Source organism: Arthrobacter sp. AFG20 (assembly GCF_002892795.1).
GTDB lineage: Bacteria > Actinomycetota > Actinomycetes > Actinomycetales > Micrococcaceae > Arthrobacter.
Window position 1 is genome coordinate 131,586 of record NZ_PJMC01000005.1, and the last position, 13,966, is coordinate 145,551.

Below are 13,966 nucleotides of genomic sequence, written 5' to 3' on the forward strand. Positions count from 1 at the left end.
GCCGGGCGGGCAGATGTTGCCGAGTCCGGGGACAGCAGCGCCATGGAAAGAACTGGCAGGAACTCCATCCTGTATCTGGCCGGCGCGCTCATGCAGGGCCTGGGCATCTTCCTGGTGCAGCCTTTCGCCCTGCGTGTGCTCAACAACGATGCCGAGTGGCAGGAACTCTTCCTGGCCGTCTCGGTCATCCAGGTCGGTGTGGTGCTCGGAGCCGCAGGGCTTCCGCTGGCGATCACCAAGACGTGGTTCGACCACAACGGCGCCGCCAAGGCACGCTCGATCAGCGGCTTCCTCAGCCTGTTCGGCGCGGTTGTTGGCATCCTCGCGGCAGCCGTGTACTGGTGGCTGGCGCGCGGCAGCGAAGGAACATTCAGCTTTACCATTGCGCTCCTGACCATGGGCCTGCTGGCCACCGTGTTGGCCGCCCAAGCCCTGCTGCGGGCGCAGGGGCGTCCGGTGGCTTTTGTCCTGCTGAGTCTTGGTTCATCCGTGGCCGCCTACGGCGTGGGCCTCGTTGCGATGCTCCTGGTGGGTGCTTCGGCCAGTGTCTTCATGATGGGCTTCGGCGCCGCTGTCTGCCTGACGGCCCTTGCGGCGCTGTTCGTCGCCCCGCCGTTACAGCCTTTCACGGTGCCGGGCGCCGCGAAGGAGGCGCTGCTTATTGGCTTCCCCGTGCTTCCGCATACGGGATCAATGATGCTCCTCACCCAGGGGGCGGCCTTTCTCTTGGCGGCTGTGGCAGCGGAGGGCGTCTCCGGCGACTACGGCAAGGTGCAGATCTTTGTGCTGGGAACGGTGACGTTGCTGGGCGCACTGAACAACGCCTGGGTGCCGGCGATCATGTCGGCGAAGCCGGATGAGCGGCCGGAACGCATGCGTTCAGTGATGAAGACCGCAAGTTTCGCCGGCCTGGCGATCGTCGTGGTGGCGAGCGGCGGGGCCAACGTGGTGACCCATGTCATGGCCGTTGGACGGGAAGACCTGATTCCGGTGGCGCAGATCATGCCTCTAATCGCCCTAGGGTACCTGCTGTACCTGAATGCCTCCTCGCTGCTGTTCGCCGACAAGGTGACGTGGATTTTGGCGGTAGTGACGCCGTCGGTGCTGGTCATTTCAGCCCTGGCGGCCCTCTGGCCGGCGTCTAACGGGAACCTGGTGCTCATGGCTGCAACTTCTGCTGGGTCGTTTTTCCTGCTGGGCGGCGTCTACTTTCTGGTGGCACGACGACGGGCCCCCGGCGGGTGGCCGATGCGCACCTATGCGCTGTGCTGTCTTGCCGCGGTCGTGTATGTCATGGTGCTCTTGATGGTGCCCCGGGACATCGTGTCCGGCATCATCACGGCAGGCGTGTTGGCCGTGGCATCGGTGTGTGGACTTGCACTATGGCACCGGCGCAGGGCAAAGCGGACGGGAGAGGCTTCACAATGACTGGCACCAGCAGCCTGGAAACTCCTGCGCAGCCAAAGACGGCCACGGAACACAAGGAGGCAAAGCCCGCACCGCGGACCATTGTCTTCTTCGACTTCGCCCGTGGCATTTCTGCACAGGCCGTCGTGCTGGGCCATGCACTCAACATCTTCCTGCCGGGCATCTTCATGGTCCCCGGACAGCGCGTCTTCTACATCCAGTCCTTCGCCGTGGTGATTTTCTTCGTCCTCTCGGGGTATTTGATCACCAGTGCCGTGCTCAAGAAACGGAGCCATGCAGGGTTTACGTTCGGTACCTACCTTCTGGACCGGGTCGCGCGGGTTGTCTACCCCCTCCTGCCGGCCGTTGCACTGATCGTTGCTTTTGATTTCCTCGTGTTCCAGGGTTCCAGGCGCCTGCCCTTCATCACTATCGATCTCAGTCCCCAGGCGATTGCCGGCAGTTTCACGATGCTGTTCAACCATCCGGTGCTCCAGGAGGTCGCCGTCAGGACCTCGACCACTTGGATCGACGTCGGTCCCGTGGGGACGGGCGCACCGCTCTGGTCCGTGACGGCCGAATGGTGGATCTATGTGGCGTTTGGGATCCTGGCGCTTACTGTGCTGAGCGGCAAGCGGATGGGGATACTGCGGGTGGCCCTGCTGTTGTTCGCCATCGCCGTCCCCGTCGGTTACATGGCCCACGGATCCTACGAATCGCTGGCCTGGATCATCGGCATGCTCTACGCCATCGCGGCTCCAACCCTGCGGAGAATGCGCGTATCGGCGCACCTGTGGCTCTTTGGCCTGGCTTCTGCCGTGTTCGCGGCGGGCCTTCACTACACCGGGCAAAACCTCCACGCCGCCGTGACGGTCGCGGCGTCGGCTGTCGCGTTCTGCCACCTGTTCCTTGCGCTGGAAGGAAGGGCCGCAGGTGCCGCCGACAGCTCTGCCCGCGGCAGGCTTCGGGCATCTGCCAGCAAGTGGTTCGATTCCGGCAGCATCTTCCTGTCCAGTTTCAGTTACTCCCTATACCTCGTGCACTTCTCTGTGATTACGTACATCTGGTTCTACCTGCACTCAGTCCTATCAGCTTGGCAGCTCATTCTGCTGTCGCTGGTCATCTGTAACCTTCTCGCCTATGCCTACTACCTCCTGGTCGAGCGCCACTTCCACAAGGTCGGTAAATGGCTTAAAAGGCACCTGCTGCCGCCCAAAAAAGAGGAAGCGGCGGCGCGCTAGGTCCTTCCTGGATCCCGTTGGCGGCAAAAGAACGTGGCCGGGTGGTTCCCCTATGCGTTGGTTTCCCCACGTTCCCTTGTCGCTCACCTGCGTTTGACAGTGACTCCGCTGAAGCTGTAGGTGATGGATCCACCCTGGAACGGCACCTCGCGGTAGCCGTTGTACTGTACGGCTACCCCGAGGGGATACCCGAGACCGCCACCCTGCCAGCCCGCCTTGCCCCAGGCTGACCAGTAGGGTTCACCGACCATGTTTGCGCCGGTTGCGGCGGTGTAGTAGCTCGTGGCCCGTTCGAACGGCTGATAGCAGCCACCGCCGTAAAGTCCACATTTCGCAGGTCCAGTCGGGTAGCCGACGCCCGCCTGCCAGCCAGCCCACTGCCACGATCTGAAGTAGGCCCCAAAAACGGCATGGGCGCCGGTAGCGGGGGAGAAGTAGACGTTGGCCTTTTGGAAGGGCTGGTAGCAACCACCACCATAAAGCCCGCAAGCAGTCGGGCCGGTCGGATAGCCAAGACCCTGCTGCCAGCCTGATTCCTTCCATGCATCCCAGTACGAACCGGTCACTGCATGGGCCCCGGTGGATGCCGAGAAGTAGATGTTGCCCTTCTGGAAGGGCTGGTAGCAGCCACCGTCGTACAGGCCGCAGGAAGCCGTCGCGGTCGGGTATCCGATTCCTTGTTGCCAGCCTGCAGCTTTCCATGCGGACATGTAGCTGTTGGTCACGGCAAAAGTACCCGCGACAGGAGTGGCATAGACAATGCCGCCCTGGAATTTCTGGTGGCATGTTGTGGAGGCCGGCGCCCCATAGGGGCAGGTGACATCGCTCGTAGGGTAACCGATGCCGCTCTGCCAGCGCGCCGCACCCCAAGCCTTCCAATAGCTGCCCGTGACAGGATGTGCACCAGTTGCGCTGGTCCAGTAGATGTTGCCGCCCGCATAGGACCGGTAGCATCCGCCGCCTACCAGGTTGCAGATGTCGGACTTGGAGACTGCCGCTCCAAGGCTTCCTGAGGCTCCGCCCAATGACAGCCACTTCCGCTCGATTGCGCCTGCAGAGTCCACACCGTTCCTGGCAAAGGTCTGCAGCTGTGCGTAGTTGCCGTTCCAGACATTCGAGTCGCCTGCAAAGGGCCCGCTTGGGCTAAACTGCCAGATACTGTACTGGCTCCAGCTGGATGGGATAGGCCCGGCGTTGTCGGTCGCGGCGGTTGGGTAGTTGGCCACCCACAAGGGATAGTCGCCGAAACCGACGGCATCATTGGTGCACTGCTTCCACCAATTTGTGTTCGTGTAAATGACGGGCAGCCGTCCGGTCAACGACCGCATGGTGTTGCCAAAGTCCCGGACCCACGTGGCCAGCTGCTGAGGCGTCCTGTCATAGCAGGTGTTTCCGTGGTAAAAGCCGTTGATGGTCTGGCCTGCGTAAGGGTTGAATTCGAAGTCCAGCACTGGGGGCATGGTGTAGCCGTCACCCGACCAGCCACCGCCGTTTGCCACGAAGAAGCGGGCCTGGTCAGCACCAGAGGAGGCGTTGGGGATGGCGAAGTGATAGGCGCCGCGAATCATGCCTGCGTTGCGGGCTCCCAGATATTGTGAAGAGAAGCTGCCGCTGATGAAGTAATTGCCTTCGGTGGCTTTCACATATGCAAAGCGCGAGCCCATGTTCCATTGCTGTTGCCAGTTCACGGCGCCTTGGTGGCTGCTGACATCCTGGCCCTTGACGCCAAAGGACGGGACCCATGTAGCTTCTGTTGCAGCATCCCGCCGCGACTGCACGGCAAGCGGATTGCCTTGGCCCATCTGCGCGCCGTCTGCGCCTACCGCTGCCCGCATCGCGGCCTTCGCTGCTTCGGAATCGAGTTCGGTGCCCGGGGCAGGCTCCACGGGGGCGCTTGTTTCGCCTGCGGTGGCAGGCGGCGGTGATTCCACGGCTGAAGCCGGAACTGGCACCCCAAAACCCGCAAGAACCACGAGGGCGAAAAGGCCAGCGCTGAACGGGCCAACAGTCCTACGCCGTGCAGTTATGGTCATTGTCATATATCCGCTCTGCAGTCCAGGCCAGTGGCCCTAACAGGCCGGTAGGCACCGCCGGGCAGACGCGGTTAGGTCGCCCCCCCGCTCGGCCCAGCCCCAAGGAGTAGTCCTTGGCGCGGCCCACCCTACCACTCATGTTGCTACTGTTGCGAATGATGGGCTTGGTTCCAGTGTGATTTCTGAGACGTGGTGGATCGACTTTTGCTACGGCAGCCCGTTCGGGGATTTCAGCGTCAATCCCGGCAGCTCTAGACTGGAGGCCATGAAGGTTTTGGTCACCGGCGGCGCCGGCTACATCGGATCACACACGGCTCTGTGCCTGCTCGAGGACGGACACGAGGTTGTCGTGCTGGACAACCTCATGAACTCGAACATCGAGGCAGTTCACCGTGTTGAGGAGCTCTCCGGCAAGAAGGTGGAGTTCCGCGAGGCGGACCTCCTTGACGCTGAGGCTGTTGACCAGGTCTTCGCGGAGGGCGGATTCGACGCCGTCATTCACTTCGCCGGTCTGAAAGCCGTTGGCGAATCCGTGGCGAAGCCGCTCTGGTACTACAAGAACAACGTTGTGGGTACCCTCAACCTGCTCGAGAGCATGGACAAGGCGGGTGTCCGGCGGCTGGTCTTCAGTTCGTCGGCCACCGTTTACGGCGCCTCGGAGCACGTTCCCCTGATTGAGAAGTCTCCGCTGGACGCGACGAATCCCTACGGCAGGACTAAAGAGCAGATCGAGGACATCCTGTCTGACCTGAGCGACGCCGACCCGCGGTGGAGCATCGCACTTCTGCGCTACTTCAACCCCGTGGGTGCGCACGAATCGGGGCGCATCGGCGAAGACCCCCATGGCATCCCCAACAACCTTTTGCCCTTCGTTGCGCAGGTTGCGGTGGGGCGACGTGAGAAAGTCATGGTGTTCGGCAACGATTACCCCACGCCGGACGGGACGGGGGTACGGGACTACATCCATGTCATGGACCTCGCAGCCGGCCACTTGGCAGCGCTGAACTACCTGCAGACCAAGACCGGCTCGTTCCGCTGGAACCTTGGGACCGGCCGGGGTTCGTCCGTTTTGGAGGTCATCGACGCGTTCGGTGCTGCTGCGGGACATCCAGTCCCTTATGAATTCGCACCCCGCCGGCCGGGGGACGCGGCCGTCAGCTACGCAGATGCTTCCGCCGCATTGGCAGATCTGGGCTGGTCGGCGCACCGTGACCTGGCGCAGATGTGCGCCGACCACTGGCGCTGGCAGAGTGCCAATCCGTACGGCTACGCCGGCGCAGAAGTGACTGAACCGGCAACAGCCGCTACGTCCTAAGCTCTACGCCATCGCTGGTCAGTTATCCACATGCCTGTTTTTGTGACTTGGCTCACGGGATAGCATCCTTTAGCTTTAACCCAGATGTACTGCCTCCGCTGGGGGCGGCAGTCGTTCGGGGGAATTCATGGATGCAGTACGCATTGTCGAGGATGAAGTCCGGGAGCTGATTCGTCGGCGGGGTCTCGATCCGTTGCACCAGACGGCCGAGGTCAGGCGGCTCGTGGAAGCGGCCGTGACTGACTATGACGAGCGCGCCCTCATGGGGCCGCTCCCGCCGTTGGGGCCCCTGGAGTCAGCACGCCGGTTTGTCTTTGATGCGGTGGCCGGGTTCGGTGCCCTCCAACCGTTTCTGGATGATCCGGGCATCGAGGAAATCTGGATCAACGCGCCCACTGAAATCTACATCGCCCGGAACGGCGAATCTGAACTCACATCCCTGACCCTGACGGACCAGCAGGTCCGGGACCTCGTTGAGCGGATGCTGAAGAGCTCGGGCCGGCGGCTGGACATCTCATCACCCTTCGTGGACGCAGCTCTGCCTGACGGATCCCGCCTGCACGTGGTCATCCCGGACGTCACCAGACGCCACTGGGCGGTCAACATCCGTAAGTTCGTCGTGAAGGCGAGCCGGCTGGATCATCTCGTGGAACTGGGCACACTGACCCCTCAGTCCGGGCGCTTCCTTGGCGCCGCTGTCGCGAGCGGACTCAACATACTGGTGTCAGGCGCGACGCAGGCGGGGAAGACCACGCTGCTGAACTGCCTAGCAGCCAGCATAGGCAGCCGCGAGCGCGTCATTACGGTCGAGGAGATCTTCGAACTGCAGTTTCCGCTGCGCGATGTGGTCGGGCTCCAATGCCGGCAGCCGAACCTCGAAGGCGAAGGCGAGATACCGCTCCGCAGGCTGGTCAAGGAAGCCCTCCGGATGCGGCCCGACCGCCTGGTGGTGGGCGAGGTCCGCGAAGCAGAGAGCCTCGACATGCTGATCGCCCTCAACAGCGGGCTTCCGGGGATGTGCACCGTCCATGCCAATTCAGCCCACGACGCCGTGACCAAGATGTGCACTTTGCCGCTGCTCGCCGGGGACAACATTTCCAGCGCGTTTGTGGTTCCGACTGTGGCCTCGTGCATCGATCTGGTGGTTCACTGCAGCCGCCTTGCCAACGGGCGGAGGCAGGTGACCGAAATTCTCTCCCTGGGCAGGCGGGTCGAGAACGGAATTATCGAGTCCTCAATGATTTTCTCGACGACCGGCGGCCTGCTGGAACCGACGGCCAACACAATGCCGGCGGAGGAGAAATTCGCCAGAGCCGGTTATGAGGTCGCGGCACTCCTGGACCCGCGCTGATGGCTGCGCTGCTGGGGGTTCTGATAGGAGCCGGACTGTTCCTCATCTGGTGGTCGGCTTGGGACGAGCCCGCGCGTCCCAAGCGAGAACCGCGGACAAGCCGTCTCCATGACTTGCTGTTGTCTGCCGGCATTGAAAAGGTCACCGGCGCCGGTCTCATCGGCAGCTGCCTGGGACTTGGCGCCTTCGCGACGCTGGCCTTCTTCGCCGTGAGCAGGTCCTGGCCCATCTCCGTTTGCTTTGGCCTGTTCGGCGCCTGGCTCCCGGTGGCGGTGGTGAAATGGCGGGTCAAAAGACGAAGCTCCGTCCTGCGGAGGGTGTGGCCCGACGTCGTGGACCATCTGCGGTCGGCCATCCGGGCCGGGTTATCCCTGCCCGAAGCACTGATACAGCTGGGCGAAAAGGGGCCGGAGGAGCTCCGGCAAGTGTTTCGCGACTTCGGCTCGGACTACCGCTCGGGCGGCCAGTTCGACGCATCGCTGAACAGGCTCAAGGAACGGCTGGCGGACCCCGTAGCTGACCGCATCATCGAGGCACTTCGGCTAACCCGGGAGGTGGGCGGCTCCGATCTCGGCAAGCTGCTCGGGACCCTCGCCGAGTTCCTGCGCGAAAGTGCACGGACCCGGAGCGAACTTGAAGCGCGGCAGTCGTGGACAGTCAACGCTGCCCGACTGGCCGTCGCGGCGCCGTGGATCGTCATGCTTCTGCTGGTCAGCCGTCCGGAGGCTGTGGCTGCATACAACACCCCCGTCGGGGCAGCCGTGCTGTTGGGAGGCCTGGTTGTCTCGCTGGTGTGCTATTCGGTCATGCTGAAGATAGGAGCCCTCCCAGAGGAAGAGAGGGTGCTGCGATGACCTCCGTTCCGGCGGCTGCGATCGTTTGCGGCGCATTCCTGGGTGCCGGTCTGTGGCTCCTCCTTGTCAGGCTCCCATTCATGCGGTCCATCAGTTTCGTGGAACGGATCGAACCACAGCTCAGATCCCAAAACCTCGAATCAAGGCTCCTGCGGGCGGAGGAACATGTCCTCACTCCTTTTGGTCCCCTCGAACGCATACTCCGCCCGCTGATCAGGGAAGCCACAGCCAAACTGGCCAGGTTCAACCTTGGCTCCGCAGCTCTCAGCCGCAGGCTTGCGCAGGCACGCATCGACAAGTCGCCCCTGGACTTCCGGGCCCAGCAGCTCTTCTGGGGGCTCTGCACATTCATTGCAGCCGTGAGCGTGATAGTGCTGGCAGCGCTCTCCGGGAGGTTCAGCCCTGTCCTGGCCGTGGCGGTCTCCGTCGGCAGCGCGATCGGCGGATTCCTCTTCAGGGATTACTGGCTCGGGGTGCAGATCAAACGGCGGGAGGAGCGGATGCTGGCAGAATTTCCCAGCCTGGCGGAAATGATTGCGCTGGCGGTGGGCGCCGGGGAGAGCGCCACCGGAGCCCTCGACCGCGTCTGCAGAACCGCCCGGGGCGAGCTCTCCAAGGAATTCAGCAGGGTCTTGGCCGAAACCCGTGCGGGCAAGCCCCTGGTAGAAGCTCTTCAGGAGTTTTCTGCACGCACAGACTTGGGGCCGCTCATACGCTTTGTTGACGGCATCATGGTGGCTGTGGAACGCGGGACGCCACTGGCCGAAGTCCTTAGGGCGCAGGCCCAGGACGTCCGCGACACGGCCAAGCGTGAGCTGATGGAGTCCGCCGGCAAGAAGGAGATCGCGATGATGGTGCCGCTTGTCTTCGGTGTGCTGCCCCTCACGGTGGTGTTTGCCGTGTTCCCCGGAATAGCGGCACTCAGCCTGAACTTTTGACGCCGCTGCTCCGGCAACCGCCGGAAGTGGCCACATCCAACAAACAACTCCGAGAAAAGGAAAGCACATGACATTCATGGCCAGGCACGGACTTGCACTTGTCGCCGGAGTGGCGGCGCTGATCGGCCACTCCTTGGCTGCGGCCCCGCACCCCCGGAAAACAGCGACCTTCGCGGACCATCCTGAACGCGGGGACGTGCCCGGCTGGGTCATGATCACCCTGATGTCCGCGGTCCTTGTTGCCGCGCTGCTGGCCGTGGCCGGCCCGGCCCTGGAAGCCATGTTCAACCAGGCGATGGACACGGTCGGAAAGTAGCCCGTGAACGAAACCGGTGCGGCCATTTCCGGACGTGAGCGCGGTGCTGCCGTTGTCGACTTTGTGCTTGTGGGCGCCCTGCTGACGATGTTTTTTGTCTCCCTCATTCAGCTCGCGCTCATCCTGCACGTCCGGAACACACTCATCGACGCTGCGGCGTCCGGCGCCCGGCACGGAACCTTGGCGGACCGGAGCGCGGACGACGCCCGGCACCGTACCGGCGAGCTCATCGGCACAGCGCTCAATGCCGACTTTGCCCGCGACATTGAAACGCGTGAAGTCGTCTTCCAAGGGCTGCGGACACTGGAGGTGACCGTTAGGGCGCCACTGCCGGTCATCGGTCTAATCGGTCCGCGCGGAGGGCTGGAGGTCACCGGCCATGCCGCGATCACCGGCTGACCGCAGGCGGCGCCACTTCACCAAGCAGGTTGGGGACAGACTCCGGGAGGCTCTGTGCCTCAGCCCTGGCGGTACTCCTGGCCCCCGCGGCAGCCTCGGCGGCCAGGGCACCCAGGATGCCCGGCGCGCAGGGGACGACGTCGGGCAACGGGGGAGTGCGGTCGTGGAGTTCACGTTCCTCGGACTACTCCTCATGGTTCCCGTGGTGTACTTCATCATCACTGTTGGCCAGCTTCAGGGCGGCTCGTTCGCCGTAGTGGGCGCAGCGGACCAGGCGGCCAAGGTCTTCGTGGCCCAGCCCGATGCACCGTCGGGCCGGGCAGCCGCAGAGCAGGCCACAATGGTGGCCCTTGCCGACTACGGACATCCCGCCGGGAACGCCAGCGTCGAGATCCACTGTGACTCCGGCGGCGACTGCACCACGGCGGGCTCGGCGGTCACCGTCACCGTCCGGCTCACCGTGCCGCTGCCTTTCGCCCCCTTCGGGGAGGCAATGCGTCTCAACGCCGGCCAGCTCAGCGCTTCGGCCACCCAGGTTGTGGGCAGGTTCCGTTGACGCCTCCTGCAGCCAGCCGCACCTCCGCCGGTCCAGCGCGAACCGGCCGCGATGAGGACGGGCAAATGACAGTCCTCATCATCGGGTTCGTCATGCTGGCCCTGCTGGTCAGCACCGTGGTCATGGCGGCGTCCAGCCTTTACATCGAGCACAAGAAACTCCTGTCGCTGGCGGACGGGGCCTCCGTGGCCGCCGCCGACTCCTACACACTTGGCCAGGTGGAAACGGCCGGCGGCACTCCGTCCGCACTGCTGAACGGTGACAGAGTCCGGAACGTTGCCGCCGATTATCTCAGCCGCAGCGGCGCCTTCGGGCGCGTCGACGGACTGGCCGTCGCAGCCGGAACAGGGACGCCGGACGGTTCCACCTCCGTCGTGGTCCTCAGCGCCACCGTGCACCCGCCGGTGGTCAATTTCCTCATCCCGGATGGCATAACCATTGCCGCCACGTCCACCGCACGCTCGCGGCTGACCCGGTAGCCAGGCCGCCGGTCCCACCGTCAGGCCGGTCAGGGCGGATAGCGTACGCTTAAACAACCATGGCTCAAATTGATTTTGCTGCAGAAATCCGCGCGCTGCGCGGCACCTATACCTCCATCGAAAAGGTCACCGATGTTGAGGCGCTCAAGGAAGAGATCGCAGAACTGAGCGAGCGGGCCGGCGAGCCGGACCTGTGGGATGACCCAGCGGCCGCCCAGGTTATTACCTCGCGGCTGTCGCACCGCCAATCCGAGCTGGAGCGGCTGAACACTCTGGTTTCCCGGATCGACGACCTTGAGGTGCTGGTGGAACTCGGCCAGGACGAGGACGACGCCGACTCCATGGGGGAGGCTGAGGCGGAGCTTGCGTCCATCCGCAAGTCGCTGAAGGACCTCGAGGTCGTCACCCTGCTCTCCGGCGAGTACGACGAGCGCGAGGCAGTGGTCACTATCCGCTCCGGTGCCGGCGGCGTCGATGCCGCGGACTTCGCCGAGATGCTGCTGCGCATGTATCTCCGGTGGGCAGAGCGCCATGGCTACCCCACCACCGTAATGGACACCTCCTACGCGGAGGAGGCGGGCCTCAAGTCCGCCACCTTCGAGGTCAATGCGCCATACGCGTTCGGCACGCTGAGCGTCGAGGCGGGAACACACCGGCTGGTCAGGATCAGCCCGTTCGACAACCAGGGGCGCCGGCAGACCTCCTTCGCTGCCGTGGAGGTCATTCCCCTCATCGAACAGACAGACTCCATTGACATCCCGGACAACGAAATCCGCGTGGACGTCTTCCGCTCCTCCGGCCCCGGCGGCCAGTCGGTTAACACCACTGACTCAGCGGTCCGCCTGACCCACATCCCGACCGGGACCGTCGTGTCCATGCAGAATGAGAAGTCGCAGCTGCAGAACCGCGCCGCCGCGATGAGGGTGCTCCAGTCGAGGCTCCTGCTGCTCAAGAAGGAGCAGGAGGACGCGGAGAAGAAGGCATTCGCGGGCGACGTCAAGGCATCCTGGGGCGACCAGATGCGCTCCTACGTCCTGAACCCGTACCAGATGGTCAAGGACCTCCGGACTGAGCACGAAGTGGGAAACACCTCCGCCGTGCTGGACGGCGCCATTGACGACTTCATCGAAGCTGGCATCCGCTGGCGCACTGACAACCGCAACGCCGAACGCTAGACGCATCCGCCCGGGCAAGGAACCCAATCCCGCGACACGCCCCCCTGACTCCCGCCTGAGCCCGGGGGCCCGTGCGTATAGTCGAGAGGCCGGAGCTCTTCTTCCCCCTAGAGAAAGCCCCCGCGCCGGTTGCAGACCATGCCCATAAAGCCGTGTCCTGCAGGGTTTTAGGGTCATGATCCGTTTCGAAAATGTCACCAAGGTCTACGACCAGAAAGCCAGGCCCGCCCTGGATTCTGTCAGCCTTGAAATTGACCGTGGTGAATTCGCCTTCCTCGTCGGCGCGTCGGGATCCGGCAAGTCCACGTTCCTGCGCCTGGTCCTCAAGGAAGACCGCGCCACCTCCGGCACGGTCCACGTCGCCGGCCAGAACGTCGCCAACATCTCAAGCTGGCGGGTGCCCCGCCTGCGCCGCGGAATCGGCGTGGTATTCCAGGACTTCCGCCTGCTGCCGCAGAAGAACGTCTTCGCCAACGTCGCCTTCGCCATGCAGGTCATCGGCAAGAGCCGCAGCGTCATCCGCGACACCGTCCCCGAGGTGCTCAAGACCGTAGGCCTCGAGGGCAAAGAGAAGCGCATGCCGCACGAGCTCTCCGGCGGTGAGCAGCAGCGTGTGGCCATTGCCCGCGCCGTAGTCAACCGTCCCGGCATCCTGCTGGCCGACGAGCCCACCGGCAACCTGGACCCCACCACGTCCATGGGCATCATGGGTGTCCTGGACAAGATCAACCAGAACGGCACCACCGTCGTCATGGCCACGCACGACGACGACATCGTGAATGAGATGCGCAAGCGTGTTGTGGAGCTCAAGAACGGCAAAGTCATCCGTGATGAAGCCCGGGCCCTCTACACGTCGATGATGCCTGTGGTCGGCCGGTCCCGAAGGCTGAAGGACGCCAGCGGACGCGATGAGGCCGCGGACTCCGCCGGCCAGTCGGCCGGCGAACAGGCAGCGCGCGAGCAGGCAGGGGAGGGTCGGCTGTGAGGCTCCAGTTCATCCTCGGCGAGATCGGCGGCGGCCTGCGCCGCAACCTGTCGATGGTCGTCTCCGTCATCCTGGTGACTTTCGTGTCCCTGACCTTCGTGGGCGCCGCCGGTATGCTCCAGCTCCAGATCAACCAGATGAAGGGCTACTGGTACGACAAGGTCCAGGTGGCCATCTTCCTGTGCGGCGAAGGATCGACGGCGGCCGGCTGCGCCTCGGGACCGGTGACGGCCGAACAGCAGGACAACGTGCGGACCCTGCTGGAATCGCCTGCGGTGGCCCAGTACGTCAACGATTTCCAGTTCGAATCCAAGGACGATGCCTACAAGCACTTCAAGGAGCAGTTCTCGAACTCTCCGATCGTGGATTCGGTCACGCCGGACCAGCTTCCGGCCTCGTTCCGGATCAACATGAAGGACCCGGAGAAGTACCAGATCATCAGCGAGACGTTCTCCTCACAGCCGGGCGTTGAAACTGTCATCGACCAGCGGCAGGTCCTGGAGCGGCTCTTCTCCGTGATGAACGCGGCGTCCCTCGTGGCAGTCATTATCGCCGGTGTTATGACGGTGTGCGCCATCCTGCTCATCGCCACCACAATCCGGCTTTCGGCGTTCAGCCGGCGGCGGGAGACGGGCATCATGCGGCTCGTGGGTGCCTCGAAGACAGTGATCCAGTTGCCCTTCATCCTTGAGGGGGTGATCGCTGCGGTGATCGGAGCAGCCCTGGCATCGGGAACGCTGTGGGCTGTGGCCCACTTCTTCCTGGGCGAATACCTGTCCAAGCAGTATCCGGACACCGCATTCATCTCCCCGGCGCAGACCCTGCTCCTGGCCCCGGCGCTTGTCGGGCTGGGTGTTGTTCTGGCGGGTACTTCATCTCTGCTCACGCTGCGCCGATACTTGAGGGTGTAGGCCATG

General features: G+C 63.8%; 14 protein-coding genes. 13 read left to right on the forward strand and 1 reads right to left on the reverse strand.

The genetic code is table 11. The features are described from left to right. Nucleotides 1-42 precede the first annotated feature (42 nt). Both CXZ05_RS07610 and CXZ05_RS07615 read left to right on the forward strand, forming a co-directional pair. Nucleotides 43-1,428, forward strand: a complete 1,386-nt coding sequence (locus CXZ05_RS07610; RefSeq protein WP_102972008.1) for a lipopolysaccharide biosynthesis protein — start codon at nucleotides 43-45, stop codon at nucleotides 1,426-1,428. Continuing rightward, nucleotides 1,425-2,648 carry an acyltransferase gene (locus CXZ05_RS07615; RefSeq protein WP_180987317.1) on the forward strand — a complete coding sequence of 408 codons (1,224 nt, stop codon included), beginning with the start codon at nucleotides 1,425-1,427 and terminating at the stop codon, nucleotides 2,646-2,648. The genes CXZ05_RS07610 and CXZ05_RS07615 overlap by 4 nt, the downstream gene beginning before the upstream one ends. A gap of 83 nt (nucleotides 2,649-2,731) precedes the next feature. Here the strand turns inward: CXZ05_RS07615 and CXZ05_RS07620 are convergent, their stop codons facing one another. Continuing rightward, complete coding sequence (locus CXZ05_RS07620; RefSeq protein WP_258006492.1) at nucleotides 2,732-4,483, reverse strand: GH25 family lysozyme; 1,752 nt, start codon at nucleotides 4,481-4,483, stop codon at nucleotides 2,732-2,734. Nucleotides 4,484-4,946: 463 nt separating this feature from the next. On the opposite strand from CXZ05_RS07620, the gene galE reads away from it, so the two are divergent. The 11 genes from galE to ftsX all read left to right on the forward strand — a co-directional run bounded on the left by galE (nucleotide 4,947) and on the right by ftsX (nucleotide 13,960). Beyond that, entirely contained in the window at nucleotides 4,947-5,996 is a 1,050-nt protein-coding gene (gene galE, locus CXZ05_RS07625; protein ID WP_102972011.1) for a UDP-glucose 4-epimerase GalE, read from the forward strand. 127 nt (nucleotides 5,997-6,123) lie between these two features. Continuing rightward, a complete protein-coding gene (locus tag CXZ05_RS07630) occupies nucleotides 6,124-7,347 on the forward strand; it encodes a CpaF family protein (protein ID WP_102972012.1) in 1,224 nt (407 codons plus the stop codon). Next, on the forward strand, nucleotides 7,347-8,201 hold the full coding sequence (locus tag CXZ05_RS07635; protein WP_102972013.1) for a type II secretion system F family protein: 855 nt from the start codon (nucleotides 7,347-7,349) through the stop codon (nucleotides 8,199-8,201). The genes CXZ05_RS07630 and CXZ05_RS07635 overlap by 1 nt, the downstream gene beginning before the upstream one ends. Then, the gene (locus tag CXZ05_RS07640; protein WP_102972014.1) at nucleotides 8,198-9,139 is read left to right on the forward strand and encodes a type II secretion system F family protein; all 942 of its coding nucleotides are present in this window, start codon (nucleotides 8,198-8,200) and stop codon (nucleotides 9,137-9,139) included. Before CXZ05_RS07635 ends, CXZ05_RS07640 begins: the two co-directional genes overlap by 4 nt. Before the next feature lie 67 nt (nucleotides 9,140-9,206). Continuing rightward, nucleotides 9,207-9,455, forward strand: a complete 249-nt coding sequence (locus CXZ05_RS07645; protein ID WP_258006493.1) for a hypothetical protein — start codon at nucleotides 9,207-9,209, stop codon at nucleotides 9,453-9,455. Nucleotides 9,456-9,458: 3 nt separating this feature from the next. After that, nucleotides 9,459-9,854 carry a TadE family protein gene (locus CXZ05_RS07650; protein ID WP_102972015.1) on the forward strand — a complete coding sequence of 132 codons (396 nt, stop codon included), beginning with the start codon at nucleotides 9,459-9,461 and terminating at the stop codon, nucleotides 9,852-9,854. After that, nucleotides 9,835-10,410 carry a hypothetical protein gene (locus CXZ05_RS23370; protein WP_258006494.1) on the forward strand — a complete coding sequence of 192 codons (576 nt, stop codon included), beginning with the start codon at nucleotides 9,835-9,837 and terminating at the stop codon, nucleotides 10,408-10,410. Before CXZ05_RS07650 ends, CXZ05_RS23370 begins: the two co-directional genes overlap by 20 nt. A gap of 65 nt (nucleotides 10,411-10,475) precedes the next feature. Beyond that, nucleotides 10,476-10,889, forward strand: a complete 414-nt coding sequence (locus CXZ05_RS07660) for a pilus assembly protein TadG-related protein (RefSeq protein WP_102972016.1) — start codon at nucleotides 10,476-10,478, stop codon at nucleotides 10,887-10,889. 59 nt (nucleotides 10,890-10,948) lie between these two features. Beyond that, complete coding sequence (gene prfB, locus CXZ05_RS07665) at nucleotides 10,949-12,064, forward strand: peptide chain release factor 2 (protein ID WP_102972017.1); 1,116 nt, start codon at nucleotides 10,949-10,951, stop codon at nucleotides 12,062-12,064. Between the two features lie 175 nt (nucleotides 12,065-12,239). Continuing rightward, nucleotides 12,240-13,049 carry a cell division ATP-binding protein FtsE gene (gene ftsE, locus CXZ05_RS07670; protein ID WP_102972018.1) on the forward strand — a complete coding sequence of 270 codons (810 nt, stop codon included), beginning with the start codon at nucleotides 12,240-12,242 and terminating at the stop codon, nucleotides 13,047-13,049. Beyond that, the gene (gene ftsX / locus CXZ05_RS07675) at nucleotides 13,046-13,960 is read left to right on the forward strand and encodes a permease-like cell division protein FtsX (RefSeq protein ID WP_102972019.1); all 915 of its coding nucleotides are present in this window, start codon (nucleotides 13,046-13,048) and stop codon (nucleotides 13,958-13,960) included. Before ftsE ends, ftsX begins: the two co-directional genes overlap by 4 nt. The last annotated feature ends 6 nt before the right edge of the window (nucleotides 13,961-13,966 follow it).